This is a genomic window from Pseudomonas berkeleyensis (assembly GCF_014109765.1).
In the GTDB taxonomy this organism is placed as follows: domain Bacteria; phylum Pseudomonadota; class Gammaproteobacteria; order Pseudomonadales; family Pseudomonadaceae; genus Aquipseudomonas; species Aquipseudomonas berkeleyensis.
In genome coordinates this window covers 4,025,015-4,050,561 of sequence record NZ_CP059139.1, presented here as the reverse complement: position 1 = coordinate 4,050,561, position 25,547 = coordinate 4,025,015, and the positions used below count along the sequence as shown (strand labels likewise).

Genomic DNA, 25,547 nt, shown 5'->3' with positions numbered 1-25,547 from the left:
CCTTGGCGACGCAATAGGGTAGAAGGCCGGCAGCGATGCCGGCCTTTTCTTTTTGGCGGAGGCAACGAGATGTCCGTGATCATCGAGCAGCATGGCCCGGTCACTACCCTGATCATCGACCGACCCCAGGTGCGCAATGCAGTGGATCGTCCCACGGCGCAGGCCCTGGCCGATGCCCTGCGCGCCTTCGAGGCGGACGAGCAGGCGCGTGTCGCGGTGTTGAGTGGCGCGGCTGGCACCTTCTGCGCGGGAGCTGATCTTGCTGCCGTCGCCGAAGGTGGGGCGCGTGCCAATCGGCTGGAGGTCGAGGGTGACGGGCCGATGGGGCCGAGTCGCATGCTCCTGGGTAAGCCGTTGATCGCCGCCATCGAGGGCCACGCGGTAGCCGGTGGTCTTGAGTTGGCGTTGCTCGCGGATCTGCGAGTGATGGCCAGCGATGCGATTCTCGGGGTGTTCTGCCGGCGCTTCGGTGTGCCCCTGATCGACGGTGGCACGGTGCGTTTGCCTCGCCTCATCGGTCAAGGGCGGGCGCTGGATCTGATTCTCACAGGCCGACCGGTCGAGGCCGATGAAGCCTTGCAGATGGGGCTGGTCAACCGTGTCTGCGAGCCAGGGCAGGCATTACCACTGGCCCAGGCGCTAGCAGCGCAGATAGCGGCCTTTCCGCAGCGCTGCATGCTCGCCGACCGTGCCAGTGTTCATGGGCAATGGTCGTTGCCATTGGATGCAGCGCTACGCGCCGAATTCGAGGGTGGGATGGCAGTGGTGGGCAGTGGCGAGACGCAGGCCGGCGCGCGTCGCTTTCGTGATGGCGCGGGACGACACGGCCGATTCTGAAAGACCCGCACTTTCGTCGGGTGCCGTTCGCCACGGCGCCGACTAAGCTCGGCTGACGATCTGCTAAGGACGACCCGATGCGCCGTTTGCTGCTGCCGTTTTCCATCTGCCTTCTGGTTGGCTGTTCTACTCCGGGCGCCTTTTTCGGTGACGTGAAGGGTGAGCCCTTCATTGCGCACACGCTGAGTGACGAGAACCACGCGCTGGTTTACCTCTATCGGCCACGCAACGACTGGGCGGATCAGGAGCTCGAGGCGCCAGGCTTGTTTCTCGACAATCGCCTGATCGGCAGTCTGCCCAGCAATGGCTATCTGGTGCTGGAGTTCGATGCGGCCAACTACAAGCTGGAGATGCGTCGCCCGTTGGCCGGCAGTTTCTGGACGTTGCTGGCCGACGGGCCGCTGGATTTCACCCTGATCTCCAGCTTCACCCTGGATGCGGCGGTAGGCGCTACCTACTACCTGCGTTATGACGAGGATGGCCCGCCACCGCAGAATTCAGCGTCCGAGGGCAATGCCGATGGGCCGCTGCAACTGGTTTCGGCCGAGCTGGCCGAGCAGGAGCTGGGCGCCACGCGTAGCGTACAGCCGATGACGCGCATCGCTGCCAGCCAGGTCGAGGTGGAACGACCGCAGCGTGGCTTCTGGCGCTCCATCGGGGAATCGCTGGACAAGATCGGGATCTGAGGGCCAAGTGCCTCAGCGTCCGGCCAGGCCATCGGGGGCCTGGCATTGCTGGGCTGCCAACTCGCTGTGCAAGCCATCGAGGCGTTTGCGTGCACGCTCCAGCTGGCTGTCTTCAGCCTCGCCGATGAGTTTGACGATCAGCTCGGCCATGGCTTGCCGATTCGCGTCGTAGCGGGCCTGGTAGTCGCCCGTGTAAAAGCGTTCGCGCTCTTGCAGCAGGGCAGTCATGCGCGCGTCGAAGTCGTCACCGCGGCGGACTTCCAGCGCTTCACGCAGCGCTTGCTGCCAGGCCAGGCGGTTGGCCAACCAGATTTCATTCTGTGCGCCCAGGCTTTGCGCCCAGTTCTCCACCTCGCGGGTCTGTTGCGTATTCAGCGTGCCGAACCAGGGTCGCAGACGTTCCGACATGCGTTCGGCACGCCTGGCAATCTGCTGCTCCAGTGAGGGGGCGAGGAATTCTTCGCGTAATTTTTCGTTCTGCTTCTCCAGCTCCTCGAACAGTTGTTCCACCTGACGCGGGCTGAGGCCGCGCAACAGTTCGGTGGTGCTGGGCGTGATTTCCACGGCGACGCGTTGCATGGCTTCGTCGAAGGCCGCCAGTTGCTTGGCCAGGCTTGCACTGTCGCGATTGCTCAGCGCCTGCTGGCTGACTTCCAGCCATTGCAGGTAGCGCGGGAGCTCCACGCTGCAGTGCCAGGCGAGGTGCTCTTGCAGTCGGGGTTTGAGCCAGGCGCTCTGCTCGTTGCTGAGCGTGACGTAGTCGCCCAGTTTCCAGGGGATCAGCCAGTCGAGATTGCGGTAGGCCAGACCGACGCGACTGCACGCGCCAAGCAGCAGGGTGAGAGCCAGTAGCAGGAGCAGGGATTTGCGCATGACCGCTGTTTCGCAGAGGCAGATGGGTTGAGCCTAATACCCGCCGAGGTAGACGCAAGAGGGTGGAAATATTCGCTTAACAGTTCGACCCGGTAATGGCCGAATCGAGCACGGGGGCATACATCCCCTGGGAGGCATATCGGCTACGGCGTTGGTGGCGTACCGACGCGTGCAATAAAAAACCGCCCCGAAGGGCGGTTCCGATACAGCTCACCGATAGCGCTCAGCCACCGAGGTAGGCGTCACGCACCTTCGGATCGTTCAGCAGCGCTTCACCGCTACCCTGCATCACGATATGACCGTTTTCCAGCACGTAGCCGCGGTCAGCCAGCTTCAGTGCCTGGTTGGCGTTCTGCTCGACCAGGAACACGGTCACGCCGTCTTCACGCAGCTGCTCGATGATGTCGAAGATCTGCTGGATGATGATCGGTGCCAGACCGAGCGAAGGCTCGTCGAGCAGCAGCAGTTTCGGCTTGCTCATCAGCGCACGGCCGATCGCCAGCATCTGCTGCTCGCCACCGGACATGGTGCCGGCGCGCTGGTTGAAGCGTTCCTTCAGGCGCGGGAACAGGTGTAGCACCTTGTCCATTTGCTCCTGATTGTCAGCCTTGTTGCCGAAGAAGCCGCCCATGGCCAGGTTTTCCTCGACGGTCAGGCGGGCGAACACGCGGCGGCCTTCCGGCACGATGGCGATGCTCTTGCGCATGATCTCCGGGGTGTCCATGCCGACCAGCTCTTCGCCCATGTAGCGGATGCTGCCACTGGTGGCGCGCGGGTTACCGCAAAGCGTCATCAGCAGGGTCGACTTGCCGGCGCCATTGGCACCGATCAGGGTGACGATCTCGCCTTTCTGCACTTCGATGCTGATGCCGTGCAGTGCCTGGATCTTGCCGTAGAAGGTGGATACGTTGTTGAAACTGAGCATTTACGCTTCCCCCAGATAGGCTTTGATCACGTCCGGGTTGTTGCGGATCTGCTCCGGCGTACCATCGGCCAGAGGCGTGCCCTGGTTGATCACGTAGATGTGGTCGGAAATGCTCATCACCAACTTCATGTCGTGCTCGATCAGCAGCACGGTGACGCCGTGCTGGTCACGCAGCATGGCGATCAGCGCCTTGAGGTCTTCGGTTTCGCGTGGGTTCAGACCCGCGGCTGGCTCGTCGAGCATGAGGATGCTTGGGCGAGTCATCATGCAACGGGCGATTTCCAGGCGGCGTTGCTGACCGTAGGCGAGGGTGCCTGCGGTGCGGTTGGCGAACTCCACCAGATTGACCTGCTCCAGCCAGTGCGCGGCGAAGTCCATCGCCTCGCGCTCGCTGCGGCGGAAGGCCGGCGTCTTGAACAGGCCGGCCAGATAGCCGGTGTTCAGGTGACGATGCTGGGCTACCAGCAGGTTTTCCACGGCGGTCATGTCCTTGAACAGACGCACGTTCTGGAAGGTACGCACCACGCCTTTGCGAGCGATCTTGTGGCCTGGCAGGCCCTCGATGGCTTCGCCGTTGAGGCGGATGCTGCCGGAGGTCGGCTGATAGAAGCCGGTCAGGCAGTTGAACACGGTGGTCTTGCCGGCACCGTTCGGGCCGATCATCGAGACCACCTGTTTTTCGCTTACTTTCAGGGCCACCTCGTTGACGGCCAGCAGGCCGCCGAAACGCATGGTCAGGCCGCTTACTTCAAGAATCGGGCGGCTCATCGCTTCAGCTCCAGGTGGGGACGTTGCATCGGCAGCAGACCTTGCGGGCGCCAGATCATCATGAAGATCATGACCAGGCCGAAGATCAGCATGCGGTACTCGCTCAGCTCACGCATCTCCTGCAGCATGACCATGACCACTGCTGCGAGAATCACGCCCAACTGCGAGCCCATACCGCCCAACACCACGATGGCCAGGATCATCGCCGATTCGATGAAGGTGAAGGACTCCGGTGTCACCAGGCCCTGACGGGCAGCGAAGAAGCTGCCGGCGAAACCGGCCAGGCTGGCACCGATGGTGAAGGCCGAGAGCTTGATCACGGTCGGGTTCAGACCCAGCGCGCGGCAGGCGATCTCATCTTCACGCAGGGCTTCCCAGGCGCGGCCGATCGGCATTCGCAGCAGGCGGTTGACCAGAAACAGGGTCAGCAGCACCAGCAGCAGGGCGATCAGGTAAAGGAAGATCACCTTGTACATCGAGCTGTAGGCGATATCGAAGAAGCCGTGGAAGGTCGGCATGTCGGCCGGCACGCGGCGTTCGAAGGACAGACCGAACAGGGTCGGTTTGTTCTCGTTGGCGATGCTCAGGCCGTTCGGGCCGCCGGTGTACTCGGTCATGTTGCGCAGCATGATGCGGATGATCTCGCCGAACCCGAGGGTCACGATGGCCAGATAGTCACCGCGCAAGCGCAGCACCGGGAAGCCCAGCAGGAAGCCGAACAGCGCCGCCATCATCCCTGCCAGTGGCAGGCAGATCCAGAAGCCGAAGCCGAAGTAGTGGGCGAGGATCGCGTAGCTGTAGGCGCCGACGGCGTAGAAGCCGACGTAGCCCAGGTCGAGCAGACCGGCCAGACCGACGACGATGTTCAGGCCGAGGCCGAGCATCACGTAGATCAGGATCAGCGTGGCGATGTCCACCGAACCACGGCTGGCGAAGAACGGCCAGACCAGGGCGAAGGCGATCAGCGCCAGGATCACCCAGCGTTGAGTGGAAGGCAGGGTCAGGAAGTTGCTTGCGTTACCCGGCAGGCGTGGCAGCGATACCTTGGCCCAGGCGGGCGTGAGGCGGTCACGCAGCAGTTGCCAGATGAAGATCAGCGTTGCTGCCGCGCCGATGCACCATAGCTCGAAGGCGGTGGCGCCTTCTACACGCAGGCTGATGCCGACGGTGGTCAGTTTCAGGCCCAGCACCGGATAGGAAATGATCAGCACCAGCAGGGCGCTGAAAATCGCCGATTTGAGGTTTTTCGTAATAGCGCTGCTCATACCTTTTCCACCTCTGGACGACCGAGAATGCCAGTGGGGCGGAACAGCAGAACCAGTACCAGCAGGGTGAAGGCGACGACGTCCTTGTACTGGTCACCGAAGATATCGGCACCGAAGGCTTCGGCCACGCCCAGCAGCAGGCCGCCGAGCACGGCGCCCGGAATGCTGCCGATACCGCCGAGCACTGCGGCGGTGAATGCCTTGATGCCGGCGAGGAAACCCAGGTGCGGGTTGATCACGCCATATTGCATGCTCAGCAGCACCGAGGCGACGGCCGCGAGCGCGGCACCGATGACGAAGGTCAGGGCGATGATGTTGTTGGTGTTGATCCCCAACAGGTTGGCCATCTTCAGGTCTTCGGCGCAGGCGCGGCAGGCACGGCCCAGGCGCGAGCGCGAGATGAACAGGGTCAGGCCGATCATGGCGACGAAGGTGACGATGAAGATCAGCACCTGCATATAGGAAATCACCACACCGTTGCTGACGCTTTCACCGAACAGGAAATTGCCGGGTAGCAGGCTGGGAATGGATTTGTCCTTGGAGTCCTGCGAGAGCAATACGGCGTTCTGCAGGAAGATCGACATGCCGATCGCGGAGATCAGCGGGATCAGACGGTTGCCGCCGCGCAAGGGGCGGTAGGCGACCCGTTCGATGCTGTAACCGTAGGCGCTGGTGACGATCATGGTGGCGGCGAAGGCCGCGATCATCACGAACGGCACGGCTTCGAGGCCGAACATGGCGAGACCTGCGATCACAGTGAAGGCCACGTACGAGCCAATCATGTAAACCTCGCCATGGGCGAAGTTGATCATGCCGATGATGCCGTAGACCATGGTGTAGCCGATGGCGATCAGGGCATAGGTGCTGCCAATGGTCAGGCCATTGATCAGTTGTTGTAGGTAGTGATAAAGCTCAGGCATTGCCTAACTCCTGGGCCTGCGTGAAGCGGCGCTTGTGGCGCAGCGCAAGGCCGGAATTCTTCTAATAAACAAAACCCACTGCGTGTGCAGTGGGCTTTGGGTTCAGGCGGGAAGCTTACTTGGCTTCGGACTTGGAACCGTCCTGGTGCCACTCGTAAACTACGAAGTTGAAGTCTTTCAGGTCGCCTTTCTCGTCGAAAGCGAGGTCGCCGGTCGGCGTTTTGAAGGTATTGGAGCGCAGGGCTTCGGCCACCTTGGCGGTGTCGGTGTCGCCAGCTTTCTCGATGCCCTCGGCGATAACCTGGACGGCAGCGTAGGCCGGGAACACGAACGGACCGCTCGGGTCTTCGTTCTTGGCCTTGAAGGCTTCGACCAGTGCCTTGTTCGCCGGATCCTGATCGAAGGACTTCGGCAGGGTGACCAGCAGGCCTTCGGAAGCCGGGCCGGCGATAGCCGAGATTTCCTTGTTACCCACGCCTTCCGGGCCCATGAACTTGACGTTCAGGCCACGCTCTTTGGTCTGGCGCAGCAGCAGGCCCAGTTCCGGGTGGTAGCCGCCGTAGTAGACGAAGTCGACACCCGCTTGGTTCAGTTTGGCGATCAGCGCCGAGAAGTCCTTGTCGCCGGCATTGATGCCTTCGAACATGGAGACTTTCACGCCTTTGCTTTCCAGGGTCTGCTTGACCGCGGTGGCGATGCCTTCACCGTATTGCTGTTTGTCGTGGATGACGGCGACGTTCTTCGGCTTGATGTGGTCAGCGATGAAGTTGCCGGCGGTCGGGCCTTGCAGGCTGTCCAGACCGATGGTGCGGAATACCAGTTCGTAGCCGCGAGCGGTGATGTCCGGGCTGGTGGAAGCCGCGGTGATCATCAGGATGCCTTCGTCTTCGTAGATGTCCGAAGCCGGTTGAGTGGAGCTGGAGCACAGGTGACCGACCACGAACTTGACGCCATCGTTGACGATCTTGTTGGCTACCGCCACGGCTTGCTTCGGATCGCAGGCGTCATCGTAGACCACGCCTTCGAGTTGCGCGCCGTTGACGCCGCCTGCCTTGTTGATCTGCTCGATGGCCATCTTGGCGCCGATGAATTGCATCTCGCCGTACTGGGCGACGGCACCGGTCACCGGACCGGCCAGGCCGATCTTGATGTTGTCGGCCGCCATCGAATAGCTGGCCGCCCCTGCCAGTGCCATTGCAGCGAACAGCTTGGAAATCTGCTTAGTAGCCTTATTCATGAGTGCTCCACTCGTCGTTATGTCTTCATTGTTGTAGTTCTTGCTGCCTAAGCTGCAGAACCGGATTGATACCCCGGCCATGCCCCCGGCAACTGTACCGGAACAGTGTAGAGCGCGGATTTGCGCCTTGAAAAGCCGGCATTGGGAGGCTGAACGCGGGGTTGTCGCTAAATTGCAAGGAATGTATAGAAATACGGCGTGCCCCGTTGCGGCTACAGAGCGTCCCGCGGCTTGTCAGGGGAAGAGCCGGCGCTATCATGCGCGCCTGCACTTACCGCCATCGATACGGGGCACACCATGACGGATGAATCTAGCACCCTCTATGCCAAGCTGCTTGGCGAAACCGCACCTATTCGCTGGCAGGAGCTGCAACCCTTCTTTGCTCGTGGTGCGCTGCTCTGGGTGGCAGGGCATGCGGATCTGATCGCCGTGGCGCAGGCGCTGGCGAGCGATGACCAGGCCAGGGTCGCGCAATGGATGAACGAGGGGGTATTGAGCAAGCTCGAAGATACCCGCGCCGAAGATCTTCTAGCCCGTGACCCGCAGCTCTGGGCGGTGGTGGTTGCTCCCTGGGTGCTGGTGCAGGAAAGAGCAGGGGATTCGACGTTGCACTGAACTGGTGCGAAGCAGGGGCATGAATCACGGTCTAGACTGTCTGGGCGCTCCTGCCGGGAGCTCATGCATCACGTCAAAGGAGTTGAATCATGTTCGAACCTGGACACCTGCATCGCAGCAACCTACCCGGAGAGAATGGTCAACCCGGATACAGCATCGACTTCTACTATGAGGTTCGCCAGGATCCGCAGGAGGGCGCCATGTTGCACGGGCGCCTGGCTGGTGAGATCGATGGCCAGCACTTCGAGGAGGTATTCGAGATGCACCGCGATACCGCCTTCAATTTCGCCAGTGTGATTTCTCGTCTGGTGGCCAAGCATGGCCTGCATCCCAATGCCAGCCCGATCATGCGGGCGCATCAGGAGTACGACGCCATTTTCGAGGATATCCGCGCCAAGCTGCACGCCAAGCCCGGTGAGGCGGTCAACCTGGAACATCTGAAGAGCGATGGTCTTTAGCCTGGCAGGTCTTCTTGGCAGGCGACGGCCTCTGGGGGATCAGCTGAACGGCGAGCATAAAAAAACCGGATCATGGGATCCGGTTTTTTATGTCGAGGTCTAGGCTCGATTCAGGCGGCGACGAACCCGGCAGGGTAGGCCAGTGCTGCTTGGCTACTCTGAACTTCGGCGATGGTTTCACGTACCACTTGTTTGGCCAGGCAGGCGCATTTGCCACATTGGCTGGCGATGCCGAGCGTGCCACGAACTTCGCGGTAGCTGCAGCAGCCCTCATAGACCGCGTCGCGGATCTGAGTATCGGTAACACCTTCACAGAGGCAGACGTACATAAGCAAGGCTCGTCTTGGTTGTTCTGTTCGATGCGAAGGATACTAATGTTAATGAGAATGCTTGTCAAAGATCTGTTGGGAACACTCGCATTGGCTGACGAACGGTTCCTGAGCGGATTGCCGTAGCCATGAAAAAACCGGCGCAAGGCCGGTTTTTCATGCTTCGGGTCAGGCATCAGGCCTACTGGTCGAACTCGTCCCAGCCGCCCATTTCTTTCCAGCGGTTGACGATGCCGCAGAACAGTTCGGCGGTTTTCTCGGTGTCGTAGCGCGCCGAGTGCGCCTCCTTGCCGTCGAACTCGATGCCGGCGGTCTGGCAGGCTTTGGCCAGCACGGTCTGGCCGTAGGCGAGGCCCGCCAGGGTAGCGGTGTCGAAGCTGGAGAACGGGTGGAACGGATTGCGCTTGATGCCGCAGCGGGCCACCGCCGCATTGAGGAAGCCCAGGTCGAAGCTGCTGTTATGACCGACCAGGATGGCCCGCTTGCAACCCGCCGATTTGATCGACTTGCGCAGGCCCTTGAAGATTTCGCCCAGGGCATGCTCTTCGCTTACCGCCATGCGCAGCGGATGATCGAGCTTGATGCCGGTGAATTCCAGCGCGGCTTGTTCGATGTTGGCACCTTCGAACGGTTCGATACGGAAGAAGTGGGTGTGATCCGGATAGAGGAAACCGCCTTCATCCATGGCGATGGTGGTCGCGGCGATTTCCAGCAGCGCATCGGTGGCGCTGTTGAAGCCGCCGGTCTCCACATCCACCACGACTGGCAGGTAGCCTCGGAAACGCGCGGCCATCGGTGTGCGTGGGCCGGACGGCAGGCTGGTTTCCAGTTCGTCTTCGTAGTTGTCTTCGCTCACGCCTGGCCCTCCAGCAGCTTCCAGCGCAGGGTTTCACCGGCGCGCAGCGGCACCACGTTGTTCTCGCCCAGGGGTAGGGTGGACGGTACGACCCACTCCTCGCGCACCAGGGTGATGCTGTCGGTGTTGCGTGGCAGGCCGTAGAAATCCGGGCCGTGGTGGCTGGCGAAGGCTTCCAGCTTGTCCAGCGCATTGCGCTGTTCGAAGGCCTCGGCATACAGCTCGATGGCGGCATAGGCGGTGTAGCAGCCGGCGCAGCCGCAGGCGGCTTCCTTGGCATGCTTGGCGTGCGGTGCCGAGTCGGTGCCGAGGAAGAAGCGTGCGTCGCCGCTTGCGGCTACGTCGAGCAAGGCTTCCTGATGCACGTTGCGCTTGAGGATCGGCAGGCAATAGAAGTGCGGACGAATACCGCCAACCAGCATGTGGTTGCGGTTGTACAGCAGGTGATGGGCGGTGATGGTGGCGCCGAGGTTGTTCGGGCGGCTCTGCACGAACTGCACGGCATCGCGGGTGGTGATGTGCTCGAACACTACCTTCAGCGTCGGGAAGCGCTCGACCACGCGCACCAGATGCTCGTCGATGAAGGTCTTTTCGCGGTCGAACACGTCGATTTCAGCGCGGGTGACTTCACCGTGAATCAGCAGCAGCATGCCCACTTCGGCCATGGCCTCGAGAGCTGGGAAGATCTTGTCGATGCTGGTGACGCCGGAGTCCGAGTTGGTGGTGGCGCCGGCCGGGTAGAGCTTGGCTGCATGCACGAAGCCACTGGCCTTGGCGTTGCGCACGTCTTCGGCGGTGGTCTTGTCGGTGAGATAGAGCACCATCAACGGCTCGAAACGACTGCCGGCCGGGCGCGCGGCGAGAATGCGCTGGCGATAGGCGTCTGCCTCTTCGGCGTTGCGCACCGGCGGTACCAGGTTGGGCATGATGATCGCGCGGGCGAAGGTGCGGGCGGCATCGCCGACGGTGTGCGGCAGCACCGCGCCGTCGCGCAGGTGAATGTGCCAATCGTCGGGGCGCAGTAGGGTCAGTCGGTCGGACATGGGGAGTTCCAGGCGGGCAAATCAGGCTGCGAATGCTACCGGAAACCGGCGAAAAATGCGCTGCAGGCTGCGAGATTCGAGCGCCCAGGCAGGCGTGCTCCAGCGCGGTGATTCGCTTCATCTTCGCCTGGCCGCGGATTGGTGGGGCGATAGAACACCCTGTGAACGACGGGCAGTGCAGGTGTGGTGACACGTTCGAGCAACGCCATGGGCAGCCCGTGACGCACAACAAATCCTGTTGATGTGCCGACGCTCGCCCTACAGTTTTTCCGGAAGCCACCGATACCTAGAAAGAACAGCGTTTTCGTGGAGCCCGTCGTGCGCCAGCCTCATCTCCTCCTTCCCTGCCTGCTGGCCGGCATGGCCCTGTGTCTGCCGGCACATGCCATCAGCTTCCAGACGCGTCTGGAGAGCGTGGAGTGGAAGGTCGAGGGGGACAAGTTCGAGTGCCGGCTCACTCAGCCGATCAGCAATTTCGGCAGCGGCGAGTTCGTGCGCCGAGCTGGCGAGCAGGTCACCTTCCGTCTCAAGGCGCGTGAGCGCTGGATGGGTGCCGGTTCAGCCACTTTGCTGGCAGCTGCAGCGCCCTGGCAGCCGGGGCGTGGCGATATCAACCTGGGTGTGGTCAACGTTGGCAACGGCGAGGTGCCGTTCAACAGTTCGCAGGAGCAGGGCGCGCGTTTGCTCACCGGCCTGCTCGAAGGCCGCAGTCCGGTGGTGCGCCACCGCACGCTGAACGGCGGTGACAACCTGGAGGTGCGCCTGCTACCGGTGAAGTTTCACAAGGCCTATGACGATTACCAGGCCTGTACCGCCAACCTGCTGCCAGTCAATTTCGACCAGATTCGCCAGGCGCAGATCGGCTTTCCAGGGGGCGGCATCGATCTCGATCCGATGGCCAAGGCCAAGCTCGATATCATTATCGACTTCGTCAAGGCTGACCCGACCATCAACAGCTTCCAGATCGACGGGCATGCCGACAACAGCGGCAATCGCCTGACCAACCGCGATTTGTCGCGCCGCCGCGCATTGGCCGTACAGGAGTATCTGGTGGCCGGTGGTGTGCCGGTCGAGCAGATCACCATGCGCTTCCATGGTGAGCGTTACCCGCTGGCGCCGAACAACAGCGAAGCCAATCGAGCCAAGAACCGCCGGGCAACCTTGCGCCTGGATCGTGTGCCGGCCCCCGAGGCTCCACCACAGAGCGCCCCGCAGACGGCACCACCGAGTACACCGGTCGACCCGGCTGGAAGTACCCCCTCCTGAGACAGAAAACGCCATTCTTGTCGTCGCTTCGTCGTCACTAGCTGTCGCGCCCCTGTAAATTGGCCCGCAGGGTCAGTAGAATCACCGGTTTTACCGTACAACCCGTGGAGTGATGGCATGGCGGACGTCAAAAAGGTAGTTCTGGCCTATTCCGGTGGCCTGGACACCTCGGTGATCCTCAAGTGGCTGCAAGATACCTATAACTGTGAGGTGGTGACCTTCACCGCTGACCTTGGTCAGGGCGAGGAGGTCGAGCCGGCCCGTGCCAAGGCTCAGGCCATGGGCGTCAAGGAAATCTACATCGACGACCTGCGCGAAGAATTCGTGCGTGATTTCGTCTACCCGATGTTCCGCGCCAACACCGTTTACGAAGGCGAGTACCTGCTGGGTACCTCCATCGCCCGTCCGCTGATCGCCAAGCGTCTGATCGAAATCGCCAACGAGACCGGCGCCGACGCCATCTCCCACGGCGCCACCGGCAAGGGCAACGACCAGGTGCGCTTCGAGCTGGGGGCCTATGCACTGAAGCCGGGCGTGAAGGTCATCGCCCCGTGGCGCGAGTGGGATCTGCTGTCGCGCGAGAAGCTGATGGACTACGCCGAGAAGCACGCCATCCCGATCGAGCGTCATGGCAAGAAGAAGTCGCCGTACTCCATGGATGCCAACTTGCTGCACATCTCCTATGAAGGCGGCGTGCTGGAAGACACCTGGACCGAGCACGAAGAAGACATGTGGCGTTGGACCAAGTCGCCGGAAGCGGCGCCGGATACTCCGACCTACATCGAGCTGACCTATCGCGCCGGTGACATCGTCGCCATCGACGGCAAGGAACTGAGCCCGGCCACCGTACTGGCCGAGCTGAACCGCATCGGCGGCGAGAACGGCATCGGCCGTCTGGACATCGTCGAGAACCGTTTCGTCGGCATGAAGTCCCGCGGCTGCTACGAAACCCCCGGCGGCACCATCATGCTCAAGGCTCACCGCGCCATCGAGTCGATCACCCTGGATCGCGAAGTGGCTCACCTGAAAGACGAGCTGATGCCGAAATACGCCAGCCTGATCTACAACGGTTTCTGGTGGAGCCCGGAGCGTCTGATGCTGCAGCAGATGATCGATGCTTCCCAGGCCAACGTGAACGGTGTGGTACGCCTGAAGCTGTACAAGGGCAACGTCATCGTCACCGGTCGCAAGTCCGACGACTCGCTGTTCGACGCCAACATCGCGACCTTCGAGGAAGATGGCGGCGCCTACAACCAGCAGGATGCGGCGGGCTTCATCAAGCTCAATGCCCTGCGCATGCGCATCGCTGCTGGCAAGGGCCGCAAGCTGGTCTGATAGACTGCCTGCTGCATGTCAACGAACCCCGGCCATGTGCCGGGGTTCGTCGTTCATGGCCCATGAAAATACCGAGCCGGTGAGGAGAATCTTCATGAGACTGCTGCATACCATGCTGCGCGTCGGCGATCTGGACAGATCCATCGCCTTCTACACCGAAGTACTGGGCATGACCCTGCTGCGGCGCAAGGACTATCCGGATGGTCAGTTCACTCTCGCGTTCGTCGGCTACGGCGACGAAGCGCACAACAGCGTGATCGAACTGACCCATAACTGGGGCGTGCAGAGCTATGAGCTGGGCACTGGCTATGGGCACATCGCGCTGGAGGTGGAGGATGTTCACAAGGCATGTGCCGATATCCGCAGCCGAGGCGGCAAGATTACCCGCGAGCCAGGGCCGATGAAGCACGGCACGCGGGTGCTGGCCTTCGTCGAAGACCCGGATGGCTACAAGATCGAACTGTTGTCGCCGTCGCGCCCGGCTTGACGACCGACGCCATGCGCACCTGAGTGCGCATGGCTATCCGCTTCAAGGAACCAGCGGCAGTTCGCGTTTGTGGCGAGTGGCGTCATAGGTGCGCACGATGGTGGCGTAGGCTTCGTCGCTGACCTTCTCGCCATGCAGGAAGGCATCGATTTCGGCGTAGGTCACGCCATGCGCTTCCTCGTCCGGCTTGCCTGGGCGCAATTCTTCCAGGTCGGCGGTCGGCGTCTTCTGCACCAGATGCTGTGGCGCGCCGAGGTGTTTGGCGATGGCGCGAACCTGGTTCTTTACCAGGCCGGAGAGTGGGGCGAGGTCGCAGGCGCCGTCACCGAACTTGGTGAAGAAGCCCATCACCGCTTCGGCAGCATGGTCGGTGCCGATCACCAGGCCGTTATTGGCGTTGGCGATGGCGAACTGCGCGACCATGCGGATGCGTGCCTTGATGTTGCCGACCACGAAGTCGCGGCGCGCATCGCTGAGTTTTTGCAGGTGCGTGACCTGTTCGCCCAGGCCATTGACGCTGCCGGCGATGTTGACCGTGTCGTTCTCGTCGGCGCGAATGAATTTCAGCGAATCCTGCGCGTCATGTTCATCGTGTTGCGCGTTGTGCGGCAGGCGCACGGCGATGAAGCGATAGCCCTGGTCGCCGGTTTCGGCGCGCAGTTCCTCGACCGACAACTGAGCCAGGCGTCCTGCGGTGGTGGAGTCCACGCCACCGCTGATACCCAGCACCAGCACTTTCAGGCCGGATTGCTTGAGGGTGTTCTTGATGAAGGTCTTGCGTCGTTCGATTTCCGCCACCAGGGCGGCTTCATCGGCGAAAGGCGGCACCACGTCGAGGGCGGCGGCGATTTCGGCTTGGCGGTTGCTCATGTCTGGAGTCCTCACTGGGTGACGCGAAAGACGTGTTTCAGGTAGCTGACGAAGTTCTCGTCGCGGCACTGGGTCTTGCCCGGCGTGTCGGAGATCTTCGCTACGGGTTGGCCGTTGCAGGCGATCATCTTGATCACGATGTTCATCGGTTCGACGCCGGGGATGTCGCAGGTCAGGTTGGTGCCAATGCCGAAGCTTACGTGGATTCGCCCGGAAAGTGCACGATAGAGCCGTAGCGACTTCTGCAGATCGAGGCCGTCGGAGAACACCAGGGTCTTGCTCATGGGATCGATGCCCAGCTTCTCGTAGTGAGCGATGGCTTTCTCGGCCCAGGCCAGCGGGTCGCCCGAATCGTGGCGCAGGCCATCGAACAGTTTGGCGAAGTACAGATCGAAATCACCCAGGAAAGCATCCATGGTGATGCAGTCGGTGAGGGCGATCCCCAGTTGGCCACGGTACTCGCGTACCCAGCAGTCCAGCGCGGCGATCTGGCTGTCGATCAGCCTCGGGCCGAGTTGCTGGTGGGCCATCAGCCATTCGTGGGCCATGGTGCCAATCGGCTTGAGTTCGAATTCACGGGCCAGGTGTACGTTGCTGGTGCCGACGAAGCGTCCCGGGAAGTCGCGTTTGAGGATGCGTACGGCCTGCTCCTGAACCCGATAGGAAAAGCGCCGGCGGGTGCCGAAGTCCGCCAATTGGAAACCGGCCAGCTCGTCGTCAGTGGCTTCGGCACGCAGCCAGTCGAGTTTCTCGTACAGGCGCTCGGCAGCCTGCTCCAGCAGCACTTCGCGATAGCGGTAACGGTTGCGCACCTCGCTGATGATGGCCAGCAGTGGGACTTCGAAGAGGATCACGTGCAGCCAGGGGCCACGCAGGCGGATATTCAACTGGCCGTCTTCGATGCTGGTGTGCACATAGCGCATGTTGAAGCGGAACAGGCTGAGGAAGCGGATGAAGTCCGGCTTGATGAACGGAATGCGTTCGAGGAAGGCGAGTTGATCGACGGTCAGGCTCAACTCGCTCAGGCGCTCGATCTGGTAGCGGATTTCGGCCAGGTAAGGCGTCAGATCCTCGGCGTTGCGGCAGCGGAACTCCCATTCGACTTCGGCGTTGGGGTAGTTGTGCAGCACCGCCTGCATCATGGTCAGCTTGTAGAAATCGGTATCGAGCAGGTTCTGCACGATGCGGTCGGCGAAGATGCTGTTGCTCATCCTTGGGTCTCCTTGGCCAGGGCCGTATCCAGCTGTTCCAGGCTGGTAGTCAGGGTAATGCCGCTGTCTTGCATCTCGCGACAGGCTGTCTGGGCGGTGTCGTCGGCGATGGCGCGGCAGGCTGGCAGGTGAACGATCACTTCGAATCCGGCGCGGCGCAGTTGCAGGGCGGTGGTCTTGACGCAGTAGTCCAGTGCCAGGCCGCCCACCAGTATCAGGTCGACGCCATTTTGCCGGAGAAATTCGATCACGCCCGTGCTGCGCTTCTCGGCCAGGTCGTGATAGCAGGCGCCGTAAGGGTGCAGATCCGGTTCCACGCCTTTCCACACGAAGTAGTCGTAATCCAGCGGTGCGGGCAGGTCGTCGAGCAATTCGAAGCCCACTGTACCGGGTACGCAGTGGCTGACCCAGGTCAGGTCGGCGTTGGCCATGGGCAGGAACTGCAGCATGTCGGCGTGATTGTCGACTACCCAGGCGGCCTTCGGGCTGTGGGCATCCTTGCTGCCGATGCGCAGTTGGCTACGGCTGGCCAGTTGGTTGAGCGCAGGAACGATGCTGTCGCCATCGGGTACCGGAAGCTCGTTCGGGCACAGCGGAGTGAAGCCTTTCTGGGCATCGACATCGAAACTGGCAATCTTCATGGCGTGGCTCCTTTCTCGTTTGGAGTGACTACATATTTCATTAGATGAAATATGTAGTCAAGTGATACCTCACGAACAGAGATGAAAAAACCTGGGTTATTGTTCAAGATGAAATATGTCATGGAGGCCGGGAGGCCCAGATGAGTGCTGCAGAAGTTCTGGCGGGGGTCGATATCGTCGCGTTGCGCCTGAGTGAGGAGGGCGCGTTGCAGGTGCTGCTGGTACGTCGTGGGCGCGAACCCTTCGCGGGGCAATGGGCGTTGCCCGGGGTGCTGGTCAATGGTCGTTGCGCTGACGTCAGCCTGGATGCTGCGGCGGCACGAGCGCTGGCCGACAAGGCGAAACTGCAGCCGCAGTATCTGGAGCAGGTGGCGACGGTGGGCAATGGCGTGCGTGACCCGCGTGGCTGGTCGCTCAGTACCTGTTATCTGGCACTGCTGGCGCCGGACGCGATACCTCCTGATGACAACCTGCGTTTCGTCGATCTGCAGGGGCTGATGACAGGTCAGCAGGCGCTGCCTTTCGATCATGCGCAGTTGGTTCGTCTGGCTTTCGAGCGCTTGCAGGGTAAGTCGGTGTATAGCTCGCTGCCGCTTTATCTACTGGCGTCGCGTTTCACCGTTACCGAGGCTTTGTGCGCGTTCCAGGCCTGTCTGGGCCAACCGGTACAGCACACCACGCTGCGCGGGCGACTGGAACGCATGAAGGCGCAAGGCTGGATCAGCGAGACTGGCAAGAAGAACTACCCGAAGATGGGGCGGCCGCAGAATCTGCTGGAGCATCGGCCAGTGGCAGCAGGCGCCTTTATCTTCGACCGCAGCTTGTTGGCCTGATGGCTGCGCGGCTATGAAGGGGAGCGAGGCGAGAAATCGCAGGCAAAAAAATAGGCGCCAGAGGCGCCAGGGGAGCATTTCAATCGATGCATAGGTTCTGAACCTGTATCGGTTGGAAAGTTCACTGCGCAATGCGCAAATGCCATCTTTTCTTCAGGCAAAAGAAAAGGCGCCAAAGGCGCCTTAAAACGATGATCTATGGAGTAAGTCGATTATTCAGAGTCCGGCGCTGAGCGAAAGGTTCAGCGCCGCCCGACGAACGGTCGTCACTTGCCCGGCATCAACAGCAGGCGCTGGTTGCCATAGACCTTGTCCAGATTCTGCGACTTGAATGGGAAGCTCATGTAGCCGCCTTTCAGCCAGGACTCGATGCCGTCGGCATAGTGCGGGCTGGCCGGGTTGCCCGATTGGCCGGAGCTGTTGACCCCGACCAGCGGTTCGTCGGCGGCGAAGTCGACGACGATGCGCATGGCGGGGATCAGGGCGGTATTGAAGTCCTGGCCCCAGGCGTACGCCGAGACGTTCAGCGTGCTGTGGTCGCCGCCAGCAGGGTAGGGGCCGCGATCCAGATAACCTTTCAGTGCATTGATGCTGGTACGTTGGCTGGCGCTCATGTACGGCGCCATGCGCGTGGTGTCGGTTACCCATTCGTAGGTGTGCAGCTTGCCCCACTGCCAATTGCGCCGTTCGTTGCCCAGGCGGCTTTCCAGCAGTTCGATACTGGCGGCCAGGCTGCGCGCGAGAATGTCCGGTTTGTCTTCTTTCTCCGGGGTACGGATGTCGTCCCAGAACGGGCTGTCCGGGCGGCCGAGCAGATGGTCGGCCTGCGCGGAGTAGGAGGTGTTGGCGGTTTCCACCAGGGCTTTCCAGGCCGGGCTGGTGTCCGGGCCGAGTTCGTCGAGGAAGATCTGCCGTGCGCTTTCATGCAGGAAGGCGCCGTAAATGGCTGCATCTGCCGAGCTGGCGGTGAGCTTGCCGTCGAACGCGAGCAGGCGTTTCAGCGCTTCATCGGCGCGCTCGCGTTGGCCGGCCGGCAGGGCGGCAATGGCCTGGCGCAGCGAGTCGTGCATGGCCGGGTCGTTGAACATGGTCTGCAGTTTGGCGACGAAGGGCGAGGTCTGGTCGTACTGCATGGCGATCATGCTGCGGCCATCGTGGCGACCGTTGCCGGCCAGCTGGGCGATGCGCTCGGCGCGCTCAGGGTAATACCACGAGCTCGACAGCTGCATGCCATAACCTGGTGGCACGCTGCGCTCGTTGGCTGTGCCCAGCCAGCCTTGTGGTGGATCCTGGTCGTAGGGATGCAGCATCGGGTCGGCGAATCCGTCCCAGGCGTAGCGCTCGTCCCAGCCGGGAGAGGGCAGCAGGCCGCGGCCTTCGCGGCGGTTCGGGTAGCGACCGGTTACCTGCCAGCCGATGTGCTGAGCGTCGGCGAAGACGATGTTGAGCGGCATGGCGCGGATTTCCCGTGCGGCTTCGAAGGCTTCGTCCACCGACTGCGCCCGGGACAGGTCGAAGAAGGCATCGAGGCTCTTGTCACGTTCGAACTGGGTGGTCTTCAGCGCCAGGCCATAACCACTCTGCATTTGCAGCGGTTGCAGGGCGTGCTTGCGCTCACCCAGTACCGAGTTGAGCAGCGGGCCATTGCGGGTTTCATAGAGCGTTTCGCGGATGGGGCGTTGGCCACGAATGAAGAAGGTTTCCTGGCGCTCCATGACCGGTAGCCATTTGCCGTCGGCCTGGTACATCAGACGACTGCCTTCACGCTGGATGCGTTCGAGGTAGATGTCCTGATTGTCACCCATGACCATGGTCATGCCCCAGGCCAGCTTGCCGTTGTAGCCGGCCACGACGGCCGGTACGCCAGCCAGGGAAACTCCTGCGGCCTGGTATTTGGGCGAGCGGATCTGCACGAAATTCCACAGCGAAGGCATGCTCAGCGGCAGGTGAGTGTCGTTGGCCAGCAGGCTTTTGCCGCCTCGGCTGCGCTCGGGTGCGATAGCCCAGTTGTTCGAGGCGGCAACGCCAAGCATGTGTTGCTCGGCGATCTGCGCGGCGGTTCGGGAAATTGCCTGCAGCCCAGGCAACTGACCTTTGAGATCCAGGCCCGCGAGTTTTTCCGCCTCGGCGAAGGGCAGGGGTTCATCGGGGTAGATCGGCAGAAGCCAAGGCAGCTTGTCAGCTCCAACTTGCTGGGCCATGGTCAGTGCGGCGATCTCTTCCTGCAGGTTCACCGCCAGGCCGAAATTGAGCAGGCAGAACAGCAGTACCGAATCCTCGGGCTTCCAGTATTCGGGGCGATAGCCGGCCTCGGCAAGATCCATCGGCAGACGATCGCGATAGCGGAAGATGTAGGCGTTGACGCCGCGCGAGTAGACCTCGAAGAAGCGCTTGAGGCGTGGCGATGCGTCGGCGTAGAGGATTTCCGCGCTCTTCTTCAGGTTCACCGCGCGCATGAACCGATCCATTTCCAGCGCACCTGGCCCGGTCAGTTCCGCCAGGCGTCCCTGGGCGAGCAGGCGCATGCCGACCATCTGGCTGAGGCGATCACCCGCATGCACGTAGCCGAGGGTAAAGAGTGCGTCATGGAACGTACCCGACTCGATCAGTGGCATGCCAAGGGCGTTGCGCCTGACCGATGCGCTCTCGGCGATGCCTTTGACGCGCTCCACGCCGCGAGTCGGCGGCACGCTGTCGGCATAGCGGCTATTGAGCAGAGACTGGCAGCCGGCAAGGCCGGTCAGTGAAACTGCAAGGGTCAGGCAGGCCAGCGTGCGCATGGCGAAATTCCTTGGAATACGATCAGGACGGGGCATACGGGCTGGTCAGTGAGTGGCCAGCCATGAAGTCGCCAAGGTAAAGAGGCAATGCAGGCCTGGCAAGAGGGGCTCAGACGTTTGCGGGTGCGCGCTTGAGCCCTTCATCCAGAAGCCAGCGTGCAGCGGTATGGGCAGGGACTTTGTGCTGCTGTTCCAACTCGCTGAACCGCTGCTCGAAGCGGCGCTTGTCGCCCTTGTCCAGAGCCTTCCAGGCGGTGTGGGTGGGAACGTCGGCTGTCGCCTCGAAAAGCTGATGAAACACCTGGCAGCGAGGATCATTGCTCAGGCCGCTGTCGTAGTTGTCGAGCAACACCTTGATGCGAATGGCGCCTTCGATCAACGGCAGTTGTTCATCCAGCAGGCTGCTGGCGAGGATAGCGAGGTCTCCCCCGAGCCTTTCCTGGCGTGCCTGAGCCGCTTCCTTGTGGGCTCGCTGCTGAGCCCAGACACGGCGCCAGAGGTACAGGGCATAGAGGCCCAGCGCTGCGATCAGCGCCAGACCGAGTAACAGGGAGAGGGTGAGAGTGCTCATCGGCTGGTCAGGCGCCGTGGCACTTCTTGAACTTCTTCTGGCTACCGCAAGGGCAGGGATCGTTGCGACCGACGTCTTTCAGTGCGTTGCGAACGGGCTCCTGATGAGCGTGATTGCAATGCGGGCCATGCACATGGCCATGATCATGATGATCGTGGTCATGGTCGCAGTCAGGGTCGTGGACGTGGGGTTGGTTACTCATGGCAGTTGCTCTTACTGGTTATTCGGGGATGAAATCGCCAGGAATTATCTCGCCATTGCGCGACATGTGCACGCTTCGACCGAACAACATGCCGGTTTTGACTTCACCCTTGAGGGTATAGCGGATCGGTGTGTCGGGTTTTTCCAGCATCTTCACCACCTGCCTGACATGGCGCCAGAGGTTGGTGCGTACTGGAACTTCGAACGTGTGGTGGCCGTGAGCGGGAACGGTGAACCACTCATTGGAGTGGCCTTCGGCAAGCAGGATGCCGTTGAGGTGGACGTTATAGTCCAGCCCGCGCACAGGAAGGCTTACCCCATTGGGGTTGTCGATACGAAAGCGCAGACGGAACTCCTGTTCGAGCAGTCTGGCCTTGATGACATCAACTTTGATGAGTTGGACATCCGGGTCCTTGAATCCACCTGTCATCCAGGTAGAGCATCCTGCGAGGCCAAAGGTCAGGCCGAAAAACATCAATAGGCTGATAATTCTTATCATTTGCGCCTGAGAAAACATTTCATACCCCCATTGCGCCCCAGTGTAACAAGCAACTGCTTGGCTGCAACCGGGAAGATGCCATTATTTTCAAGGCGATACTGTCGCTACTTGCATTGGGAAGACTTTGCGAGGTCGGGATGAGAAGCCGACGGTGTCAGCGCAAAAAAACCTGCGCCATACTGATGGCCGAATAGGACAGGAGTGTGACCATGAGCCGTTACGAGATCGCCTTTTCCGGGCAGCTGGTGCCGGGCGCCCAGCTGGAGCTGGTCAAGGCCAATCTGGCCAAGCTGTTCCAGGCCGATGCCCAGCGCATCGCTCAGCTGTTTTCCGGGCGGCGTATCGTGATCAAGAACAACCTGGATGCGGCCGGCGCCGAGAAATACCGGGCTACGTTGGAGCGAGCCGGTGCTCTGGTCGATGTGGTCGACATGGATGTGTTGATCGAAGAGGTCGAGCTGGCGCCGCCGCCTCCGGTCGAGCCAGTGTCTGCTCCCGCGGCATCTGTAGCGGCGCAGGCCGCGCGCCCCGGTCGGTTGCAGGTGGCACCGCGGGACGAATACATGGCTGCATTCAGTGAGGTGGATGCACCGGATTTCGGTATCGCCCCGGTCGGTAGCGATCTGCAGGATGCCAGGCCGGATGCAGCGGCACCGCAAGTCGATCTGTCCCAGTTCAGTCTGGCGCCGGTCGGCAGTGATATGGGCCAGGCCAAGGCCGCGGCTGCTGCACCGCCGCCCGATACCTCGCACCTGAAATTGCAGGAATAAGTAGTAGCCCGGCTGAACATCAGGAAGCGCCGCGACTGGTTTGCTCAGTCGCGGCGTTTTTATGTGATCGCCGGCCTTGTGGTCAGCCCGCCTGGCTCTTGCACTTGGCTTCGGCTTCTTCAGGTTTGAGATTGCGCACTGTCACGAAGAACAGCTCGCAGGTCTGCAGCTTGTCCGTCACCTGCCATTTCTGGGTGCAGCCATCGAGGGTCTGCTTCGGATCGCGTGAAGGTTGCTGGCCCATGCCAGCCTGCCAGCAAGCTGCGCTCAGATCCTGTCCCATGACCTTGATTCCGGTCGCATTGGCCTTGTCCTCGCTGCCCTGATTGTTGGCGGGATCGGCTGCATACCAGATGTAGCTGGGATGATTGGCTCCCAGGACTGAAACCTGCTGGCCGGGGGCTGCAGTGATCTGACCCAGGCCAAGTACTGCAAGCGATACGCCGTATTGCTGCTTGATCCAGTTCCGTACCGGGCTGCCGAATGCAACCATGGGCAAGGTGCCGTCGCCTTTGCCTGCGCTCAGCTCGACGACCATGCGTTGTTGATAGCGGTTGAAATAGTTGTAGACGCCTTCGAGTGCGCTGCCGGCGTTGGCGGGGGCGGCAATCGGCGCGATATCGACGATGGTCTGGTAAGCCGGTGTCTGCTCTGGCGGTACGCCGTTGCTGCTGAGCAACGCGGCCCAGCGATCCGTGGTGCTGGAGCGTAGGTAGTCCTGAGCCTGAGTCAAAGAGTAGTCAGGTGGGAAGTGCAGCAGTTCGACGCTCTTGCGATTTTCCAGGGCCATGCCCAATGGCAGGAAAAAGTACCAGTTGTACTGCCACTTGCCATCCTTGTTCAGTTGGCTGGCACCCTGGTAGGCGAGGTCGCCGGAATCCAGCAATTGCTGCAGTGGCTGGCCATAGCCCGGCGGAGTGCCCTCGAAGTAAGCCTGAATACGTTCGCCGCTGCGCAGCACTTTTACGCTGGCCTGAGCGTAGCCGTCCCGCTTGAGGCTCTGCTCCAGGTAGTGTTGTACGGTCTGTTCCAGCGTCCAGTCGCGGTAACAGATCACGCTACAGTTGTTCGGATAGGCGAATAGCCGGCTGACGCGTTGGCTATCCCCCAGGTCGACACGCTCCCCTTGTTGCCCAGTGGGCTGACCGGCGCAGCCTGCGAGCAGGGCGGCCAGGATGATGGCGATACCACTCTTCTTGTGCATGACTTTCTCCTTGTTGAATGTCCGGGTGGACGTTTCAACTCAAGCAGAAAGCCTCGTAAGTGCCAGCCCGGCTCAGGTGCCGAGGTAGGCGGCGCAGCACTTCTTGAACTTTTGTCCGCCCTGGCAGGGGCAGGGGTCGTTGCGTCCGGCTTTCAGTGGCACGGTCGGGTCGATGAAGTACCAGCGGGCGTCGATCTGCACGAAGGCCGAGCGTTCGCGATGGCTGTGCTCACCCTGCTGGTCATGCCAGCGTGCGGTAAAGGTGACCTGAGCGTGCTCGGGTTGGCCGCCAAATACATCACTGCTTTCCACCTCCAGGCCCAGCCAGGTGCTTTGAGCGCTCCAGGCGGTCATGGCGGTGCGATCCAGTGCACTCTGTTGAGCCGGCAGGGTAGTAGCGACCAGATAGTCCACCTGGCCCAGGACATAAGCGCTGTAGCGCGAGCGCATGAGCAGTTCGGCACTGGGGGCAAAAGCACCGTCGTGGTATTGACCACAGCAGTGGCTCAGCGGGTTGCCGCTACCGCAAGGGCAGTTGGGGTCGAGTGGGTTCATCGCGTTACCACCAGTACTTGCCGAAATTTTCCGGGTTGGCCCAGAACTTTGCGTTCAACCAGTCGGGAACTTGCTTGTAATCGAGCAGATCATAGGTGAACAGATGCAGGGTCTGTCCTTCGCGCTGGAATTGCTCGCTTGCTTGCATGGCTAGAGCGAAGAAGTCGGTTTCTTGCCAATCGCCGGCCTGCAGGTCGACCAGTACGGCGACTCGGCTGGCATTGAGGTTGCGGATGCCGCCGAGCAGTTGCAGACCCTCGCGTTTGGGCAGGTGCTCCAGGCAATCGACCAGTAGGGCGAGGTCGAAGCGCTGTGCGGCCACTTCGGGCGCCAGCGGAGCAGCTGGTGCAGTAGTGACCCGACACTGCGGATGAGCGTTCTGGAAAGCGCTGAGCGCGGGTAATTCGCTCGCTCCGAGCAACAGCAGTTTCTCGGGCGTATAACGGGCGAGCAGCGCGGCCAGAGCCTGCTGTGGTGTACGGGAACTTAGGCTGGCAGTCATCGAACATCCTCGAAAAGTCACTAAAGACTAACGTGGCGTCGATAATAGGCCTAGAGATAGAAGAAACTAAGCGCAATACCTTCTATAGCTGGCGGATTGTAAAACTCCTGTCTTTACTACTATGGAGTCGGTTATGGGCCGATGAACATTGGAGACCTAAAGTATGAGTATCACAAGGAACGCTGTACCCCTGATTCTGGCTAGTACCCTGTTGACCGGTTGTGCTGGGTTGCAGAAAACCGACTGGCCCACTTGCGCAGCCGTAGGCGGTGTCGGTGGTGCTGCATTGGGCGCAATCGAAAGCTCTACCTGGGCAGGCGGTGGTGCTGTTGCCGGTGCTGGCTTGGCAGCGGCATACTGCTGGGTTCATGGGGCCGATTCGCAGCAAGTAGCTGTCGTCGAGGAAGAAGTGGTTGTCGAGGAAGTCGTGGTCGCCGAGCCGGCTGAAGCCGTGCGAGTCGAGCTGGACGTCAAGTTCGATTTCGACAAAGCCCAGGTCAAGCAGGAAAGCTACGGCGATATCAAAGCTCTGGCTGACTTCATGAAACAGTACCCGCAAACCAGCACCGTGGTTGAAGGTCACACCGACTCGGTCGGTAGCGATGCTTATAACCAGGGCCTGTCGGAGCGTCGCGCCAGCGCCGTTCGCGATGTGCTGGTGAACCAGTATGGTGTTGAATCTGGCCGCGTGCAGGCAGTGGGCTACGGTGAAAGCCGTCCTGTCGCCGATAACGCCACTGCTGATGGCCGTGCCATCAACCGTCGCGTAGAAGCCGAGGTCGAGGCTCAGCCGTAAGGCTGCTTCACGCCGCTACGAGAGCCCGCACGGTCGTAAGGTCGTGCGGGCTCTGTTCTTTTCGGCTTCGCGATAACGCCTTTGCTCCCGTGATGGGGCGTGGCGCAACTGCGTCGTTCAGCGCCATGACCACCAGTCTTCTCTCTGGGACCGTGCTGCTCTCACCGATGGTGCGTGCCGTTTGTTCTCGGCGTGCGACAGAAAGTGATGGAAA

28 protein-coding genes and 1 pseudogene are annotated in these 25,547 nt (G+C 61.4%); 10 read left to right on the top strand and 19 right to left on the bottom strand.

Annotation, left to right across the window (positions count from 1 at the left end):
- Positions 1 to 69: 69 nt before the first annotated feature.
- Together HS968_RS18775 and HS968_RS18770 are read left to right on the top strand one after the other, a co-directional pair.
- Entirely contained in the window at positions 70 to 837 is a 768-nt protein-coding gene (locus tag HS968_RS18775) for a crotonase/enoyl-CoA hydratase family protein (protein WP_182368081.1), read from the top strand.
- Positions 838 to 914: 77 nt separating this feature from the next.
- On the top strand, positions 915 to 1,523 hold the full coding sequence (locus HS968_RS18770) for a DUF2846 domain-containing protein (RefSeq protein ID WP_182368079.1): 609 nt from the start codon (positions 915 to 917) through the stop codon (positions 1,521 to 1,523).
- 12 nt (positions 1,524 to 1,535) lie between these two features.
- On the opposite strand, the gene HS968_RS18765 is transcribed toward HS968_RS18770, so the two are convergent.
- The 6 genes from HS968_RS18765 to HS968_RS18740 all read right to left on the bottom strand — a co-directional run bounded on the left by HS968_RS18765 (position 1,536) and on the right by HS968_RS18740 (position 7,511).
- On the bottom strand, positions 1,536 to 2,396 hold the full coding sequence (locus tag HS968_RS18765; RefSeq protein WP_182368077.1) for a DUF6279 family lipoprotein: 861 nt from the start codon (positions 2,394 to 2,396) through the stop codon (positions 1,536 to 1,538).
- 223 nt (positions 2,397 to 2,619) lie between these two features.
- The gene (locus HS968_RS18760) at positions 2,620 to 3,321 is read right to left on the bottom strand and encodes an ABC transporter ATP-binding protein (protein ID WP_182368075.1); all 702 of its coding nucleotides are present in this window, start codon (positions 3,319 to 3,321) and stop codon (positions 2,620 to 2,622) included.
- A complete protein-coding gene (gene livG, locus HS968_RS18755; RefSeq protein WP_106736658.1) occupies positions 3,322 to 4,089 on the bottom strand; it encodes a high-affinity branched-chain amino acid ABC transporter ATP-binding protein LivG in 768 nt (255 codons plus the stop codon). It lies immediately after the preceding gene.
- The gene (locus HS968_RS18750) at positions 4,086 to 5,354 is read right to left on the bottom strand and encodes a high-affinity branched-chain amino acid ABC transporter permease LivM (RefSeq protein ID WP_407681636.1); all 1,269 of its coding nucleotides are present in this window, start codon (positions 5,352 to 5,354) and stop codon (positions 4,086 to 4,088) included. The genes livG and HS968_RS18750 overlap by 4 nt, the downstream gene beginning before the upstream one ends.
- Entirely contained in the window at positions 5,351 to 6,274 is a 924-nt protein-coding gene (gene livH / locus HS968_RS18745) for a high-affinity branched-chain amino acid ABC transporter permease LivH (protein WP_119693116.1), read from the bottom strand. Before livH ends, HS968_RS18750 begins: the two co-directional genes overlap by 4 nt.
- Before the next feature lie 115 nt (positions 6,275 to 6,389).
- A complete protein-coding gene (locus HS968_RS18740; RefSeq protein WP_119693115.1) occupies positions 6,390 to 7,511 on the bottom strand; it encodes a branched-chain amino acid ABC transporter substrate-binding protein in 1,122 nt (373 codons plus the stop codon).
- A 297-nt stretch (positions 7,512 to 7,808) separates the two neighbouring features.
- Between HS968_RS18740 and HS968_RS18735 the strand changes: the two genes are divergently transcribed.
- A complete protein-coding gene (locus tag HS968_RS18735) occupies positions 7,809 to 8,126 on the top strand; it encodes a DUF2288 domain-containing protein (protein WP_119693114.1) in 318 nt (105 codons plus the stop codon).
- Positions 8,127 to 8,215: 89 nt separating this feature from the next.
- Entirely contained in the window at positions 8,216 to 8,584 is a 369-nt protein-coding gene (locus HS968_RS18730; RefSeq protein ID WP_119693113.1) for a DUF5064 family protein, read from the top strand.
- Positions 8,585 to 8,694: 110 nt separating this feature from the next.
- Here HS968_RS18730 and HS968_RS18725 read toward each other — a convergent pair whose 3' ends face one another.
- The 3 genes from HS968_RS18725 to pyrC form a co-directional block, all read right to left on the bottom strand.
- Positions 8,695 to 8,913: a bacterioferritin-associated ferredoxin gene (locus HS968_RS18725; protein WP_106736653.1), complete on the bottom strand. Its 219-nt coding sequence runs from the start codon at positions 8,911 to 8,913 to the stop codon at positions 8,695 to 8,697.
- A gap of 181 nt (positions 8,914 to 9,094) precedes the next feature.
- Positions 9,095 to 9,769 (bottom strand): ribonuclease T, encoded by a 675-nt coding sequence (gene rnt, locus HS968_RS18720; RefSeq protein WP_119693111.1) that lies wholly within the window; start codon positions 9,767 to 9,769, stop codon positions 9,095 to 9,097.
- A complete protein-coding gene (gene pyrC / locus HS968_RS18715) occupies positions 9,766 to 10,812 on the bottom strand; it encodes a dihydroorotase (RefSeq protein WP_182368073.1) in 1,047 nt (348 codons plus the stop codon). Before pyrC ends, rnt begins: the two co-directional genes overlap by 4 nt.
- Positions 10,813 to 11,130: 318 nt before the next feature.
- Between pyrC and HS968_RS18710 the strand changes: the two genes are divergently transcribed.
- From HS968_RS18710 to gloA, 3 genes are all read left to right on the top strand, one after another.
- Complete coding sequence (locus tag HS968_RS18710; protein ID WP_182368071.1) at positions 11,131 to 12,078, top strand: flagellar protein MotY; 948 nt, start codon at positions 11,131 to 11,133, stop codon at positions 12,076 to 12,078.
- A 117-nt stretch (positions 12,079 to 12,195) separates the two neighbouring features.
- Positions 12,196 to 13,413, top strand: coding sequence for an argininosuccinate synthase (locus tag HS968_RS18705; RefSeq protein ID WP_106736649.1), 1,218 nt, complete (start codon positions 12,196 to 12,198; stop codon positions 13,411 to 13,413).
- Between the two features lie 94 nt (positions 13,414 to 13,507).
- A complete protein-coding gene (gene gloA / locus HS968_RS18700) occupies positions 13,508 to 13,900 on the top strand; it encodes a lactoylglutathione lyase (protein WP_106736648.1) in 393 nt (130 codons plus the stop codon).
- A gap of 42 nt (positions 13,901 to 13,942) precedes the next feature.
- Here the strand turns inward: gloA and nadE are convergent, their stop codons facing one another.
- Genes nadE through HS968_RS18685 form a run of 3 tightly spaced genes read right to left on the bottom strand, consistent with a single transcriptional unit; the run spans position 13,943 to position 16,622 of the window.
- Positions 13,943 to 14,770, bottom strand: coding sequence for an ammonia-dependent NAD(+) synthetase (gene nadE, locus HS968_RS18695; protein ID WP_106736647.1), 828 nt, complete (start codon positions 14,768 to 14,770; stop codon positions 13,943 to 13,945).
- Between the two features lie 11 nt (positions 14,771 to 14,781).
- Positions 14,782 to 15,981: a nicotinate phosphoribosyltransferase gene (pncB, locus tag HS968_RS18690; RefSeq protein WP_182368068.1), complete on the bottom strand. Its 1,200-nt coding sequence runs from the start codon at positions 15,979 to 15,981 to the stop codon at positions 14,782 to 14,784.
- The gene (locus HS968_RS18685; RefSeq protein ID WP_119693106.1) at positions 15,978 to 16,622 is read right to left on the bottom strand and encodes a nicotinamidase; all 645 of its coding nucleotides are present in this window, start codon (positions 16,620 to 16,622) and stop codon (positions 15,978 to 15,980) included. Before HS968_RS18685 ends, pncB begins: the two co-directional genes overlap by 4 nt.
- A 140-nt stretch (positions 16,623 to 16,762) precedes the next feature.
- Here HS968_RS18685 and HS968_RS18680 point away from each other — a divergent pair, with 140 nt between their 5' ends.
- The gene (locus tag HS968_RS18680) at positions 16,763 to 17,455 is read left to right on the top strand and encodes an NUDIX hydrolase (RefSeq protein WP_182368065.1); all 693 of its coding nucleotides are present in this window, start codon (positions 16,763 to 16,765) and stop codon (positions 17,453 to 17,455) included.
- Positions 17,456 to 17,721: 266 nt separating this feature from the next.
- Here HS968_RS18680 and HS968_RS18675 read toward each other — a convergent pair whose 3' ends face one another.
- The 4 genes from HS968_RS18675 to HS968_RS18660 form a co-directional block, all read right to left on the bottom strand.
- Positions 17,722 to 20,235, bottom strand: coding sequence for a penicillin acylase family protein (locus HS968_RS18675; RefSeq protein WP_182368062.1), 2,514 nt, complete (start codon positions 20,233 to 20,235; stop codon positions 17,722 to 17,724).
- Between the two features lie 109 nt (positions 20,236 to 20,344).
- Positions 20,345 to 20,806 (bottom strand): DUF2489 domain-containing protein, encoded by a 462-nt coding sequence (locus tag HS968_RS18670; protein WP_182368059.1) that lies wholly within the window; start codon positions 20,804 to 20,806, stop codon positions 20,345 to 20,347.
- Between the two features lie 7 nt (positions 20,807 to 20,813).
- Entirely contained in the window at positions 20,814 to 21,008 is a 195-nt protein-coding gene (locus tag HS968_RS18665) for an SEC-C metal-binding domain-containing protein (protein WP_182368056.1), read from the bottom strand.
- A gap of 18 nt (positions 21,009 to 21,026) precedes the next feature.
- The gene (locus HS968_RS18660) at positions 21,027 to 21,524 is read right to left on the bottom strand and encodes an LEA type 2 family protein (RefSeq protein WP_170965184.1); all 498 of its coding nucleotides are present in this window, start codon (positions 21,522 to 21,524) and stop codon (positions 21,027 to 21,029) included.
- Positions 21,525 to 21,715: 191 nt separating this feature from the next.
- Here HS968_RS18660 and HS968_RS18655 point away from each other — a divergent pair, with 191 nt between their 5' ends.
- Positions 21,716 to 22,276: a hypothetical protein gene (locus HS968_RS18655; protein ID WP_182368053.1), complete on the top strand. Its 561-nt coding sequence runs from the start codon at positions 21,716 to 21,718 to the stop codon at positions 22,274 to 22,276.
- Between the two features lie 82 nt (positions 22,277 to 22,358).
- Here HS968_RS18655 and HS968_RS18650 read toward each other — a convergent pair whose 3' ends face one another.
- The 3 genes from HS968_RS18650 to HS968_RS18640 all read right to left on the bottom strand — a co-directional run bounded on the left by HS968_RS18650 (position 22,359) and on the right by HS968_RS18640 (position 24,537).
- Positions 22,359 to 23,480 carry a hypothetical protein gene (locus HS968_RS18650; RefSeq protein WP_182368050.1) on the bottom strand — a complete coding sequence of 374 codons (1,122 nt, stop codon included), beginning with the start codon at positions 23,478 to 23,480 and terminating at the stop codon, positions 22,359 to 22,361.
- Positions 23,481 to 23,552: 72 nt separating this feature from the next.
- On the bottom strand, positions 23,553 to 24,035 hold the full coding sequence (locus HS968_RS18645) for a YchJ family protein (protein ID WP_182368047.1): 483 nt from the start codon (positions 24,033 to 24,035) through the stop codon (positions 23,553 to 23,555).
- 4 nt (positions 24,036 to 24,039) lie between these two features.
- Complete coding sequence (locus HS968_RS18640; RefSeq protein WP_106736636.1) at positions 24,040 to 24,537, bottom strand: DUF6231 family protein; 498 nt, start codon at positions 24,535 to 24,537, stop codon at positions 24,040 to 24,042.
- Between the two features lie 442 nt (positions 24,538 to 24,979).
- Between HS968_RS18640 and HS968_RS26420 the strand changes: the two are divergent.
- Positions 24,980 to 25,333: pseudogene (locus tag HS968_RS26420) on the top strand (OmpA family protein); the annotation flags it as partial.
- Positions 25,334 to 25,547 lie beyond the last annotated feature (214 nt).

What these genes read in the sequence shown, in the direction of transcription:
- HS968_RS18775 (WP_182368081.1), top strand. Translation starts at nt 70, where the DNA reads ATGTCCGTGATCATCGAGCAGCATGGCCCGGTCACTACCCTGATCATC.
- HS968_RS18770 (WP_182368079.1), top strand. Translation starts at nt 915, where the DNA reads ATGCGCCGTTTGCTGCTGCCGTTTTCCATCTGCCTTCTGGTTGGCTGT.
- HS968_RS18765 (WP_182368077.1), bottom strand. Translation starts at nt 2,396, where the DNA reads ATGCGCAAATCCCTGCTCCTGCTACTGGCTCTCACCCTGCTGCTTGGC.
- HS968_RS18760 (WP_182368075.1), bottom strand. Translation starts at nt 3,321, where the DNA reads ATGCTCAGTTTCAACAACGTATCCACCTTCTACGGCAAGATCCAGGCA.
- livG (WP_106736658.1), bottom strand. Translation starts at nt 4,089, where the DNA reads ATGAGCCGCCCGATTCTTGAAGTAAGCGGCCTGACCATGCGTTTCGGC.
- HS968_RS18750 (WP_407681636.1), bottom strand. Translation starts at nt 5,354, where the DNA reads ATGAGCAGCGCTATTACGAAAAACCTCAAATCGGCGATTTTCAGCGCC.
- livH (WP_119693116.1), bottom strand. Translation starts at nt 6,274, where the DNA reads ATGCCTGAGCTTTATCACTACCTACAACAACTGATCAATGGCCTGACC.
- HS968_RS18740 (WP_119693115.1), bottom strand. Translation starts at nt 7,511, where the DNA reads ATGAATAAGGCTACTAAGCAGATTTCCAAGCTGTTCGCTGCAATGGCA.
- HS968_RS18735 (WP_119693114.1), top strand. Translation starts at nt 7,809, where the DNA reads ATGACGGATGAATCTAGCACCCTCTATGCCAAGCTGCTTGGCGAAACC.
- HS968_RS18730 (WP_119693113.1), top strand. Translation starts at nt 8,216, where the DNA reads ATGTTCGAACCTGGACACCTGCATCGCAGCAACCTACCCGGAGAGAAT.
- HS968_RS18725 (WP_106736653.1), bottom strand. Translation starts at nt 8,913, where the DNA reads ATGTACGTCTGCCTCTGTGAAGGTGTTACCGATACTCAGATCCGCGAC.
- pyrC (WP_182368073.1), bottom strand. Translation starts at nt 10,812, where the DNA reads ATGTCCGACCGACTGACCCTACTGCGCCCCGACGATTGGCACATTCAC.
- HS968_RS18705 (WP_106736649.1), top strand. Translation starts at nt 12,196, where the DNA reads ATGGCGGACGTCAAAAAGGTAGTTCTGGCCTATTCCGGTGGCCTGGAC.
- gloA (WP_106736648.1), top strand. Translation starts at nt 13,508, where the DNA reads ATGAGACTGCTGCATACCATGCTGCGCGTCGGCGATCTGGACAGATCC.
- nadE (WP_106736647.1), bottom strand. Translation starts at nt 14,770, where the DNA reads ATGAGCAACCGCCAAGCCGAAATCGCCGCCGCCCTCGACGTGGTGCCG.
- pncB (WP_182368068.1), bottom strand. Translation starts at nt 15,981, where the DNA reads ATGAGCAACAGCATCTTCGCCGACCGCATCGTGCAGAACCTGCTCGAT.
- HS968_RS18685 (WP_119693106.1), bottom strand. Translation starts at nt 16,622, where the DNA reads ATGAAGATTGCCAGTTTCGATGTCGATGCCCAGAAAGGCTTCACTCCG.
- HS968_RS18680 (WP_182368065.1), top strand. Translation starts at nt 16,763, where the DNA reads ATGAGTGCTGCAGAAGTTCTGGCGGGGGTCGATATCGTCGCGTTGCGC.
- HS968_RS18675 (WP_182368062.1), bottom strand. Translation starts at nt 20,235, where the DNA reads ATGCGCACGCTGGCCTGCCTGACCCTTGCAGTTTCACTGACCGGCCTT.
- HS968_RS18670 (WP_182368059.1), bottom strand. Translation starts at nt 20,806, where the DNA reads ATGAGCACTCTCACCCTCTCCCTGTTACTCGGTCTGGCGCTGATCGCA.
- HS968_RS18665 (WP_182368056.1), bottom strand. Translation starts at nt 21,008, where the DNA reads ATGAGTAACCAACCCCACGTCCACGACCCTGACTGCGACCATGACCAC.
- HS968_RS18660 (WP_170965184.1), bottom strand. Translation starts at nt 21,524, where the DNA reads ATGTTTTCTCAGGCGCAAATGATAAGAATTATCAGCCTATTGATGTTT.
- HS968_RS18655 (WP_182368053.1), top strand. Translation starts at nt 21,716, where the DNA reads ATGAGCCGTTACGAGATCGCCTTTTCCGGGCAGCTGGTGCCGGGCGCC.
- HS968_RS18650 (WP_182368050.1), bottom strand. Translation starts at nt 23,480, where the DNA reads ATGCACAAGAAGAGTGGTATCGCCATCATCCTGGCCGCCCTGCTCGCA.
- HS968_RS18645 (WP_182368047.1), bottom strand. Translation starts at nt 24,035, where the DNA reads ATGAACCCACTCGACCCCAACTGCCCTTGCGGTAGCGGCAACCCGCTG.
- HS968_RS18640 (WP_106736636.1), bottom strand. Translation starts at nt 24,537, where the DNA reads ATGACTGCCAGCCTAAGTTCCCGTACACCACAGCAGGCTCTGGCCGCG.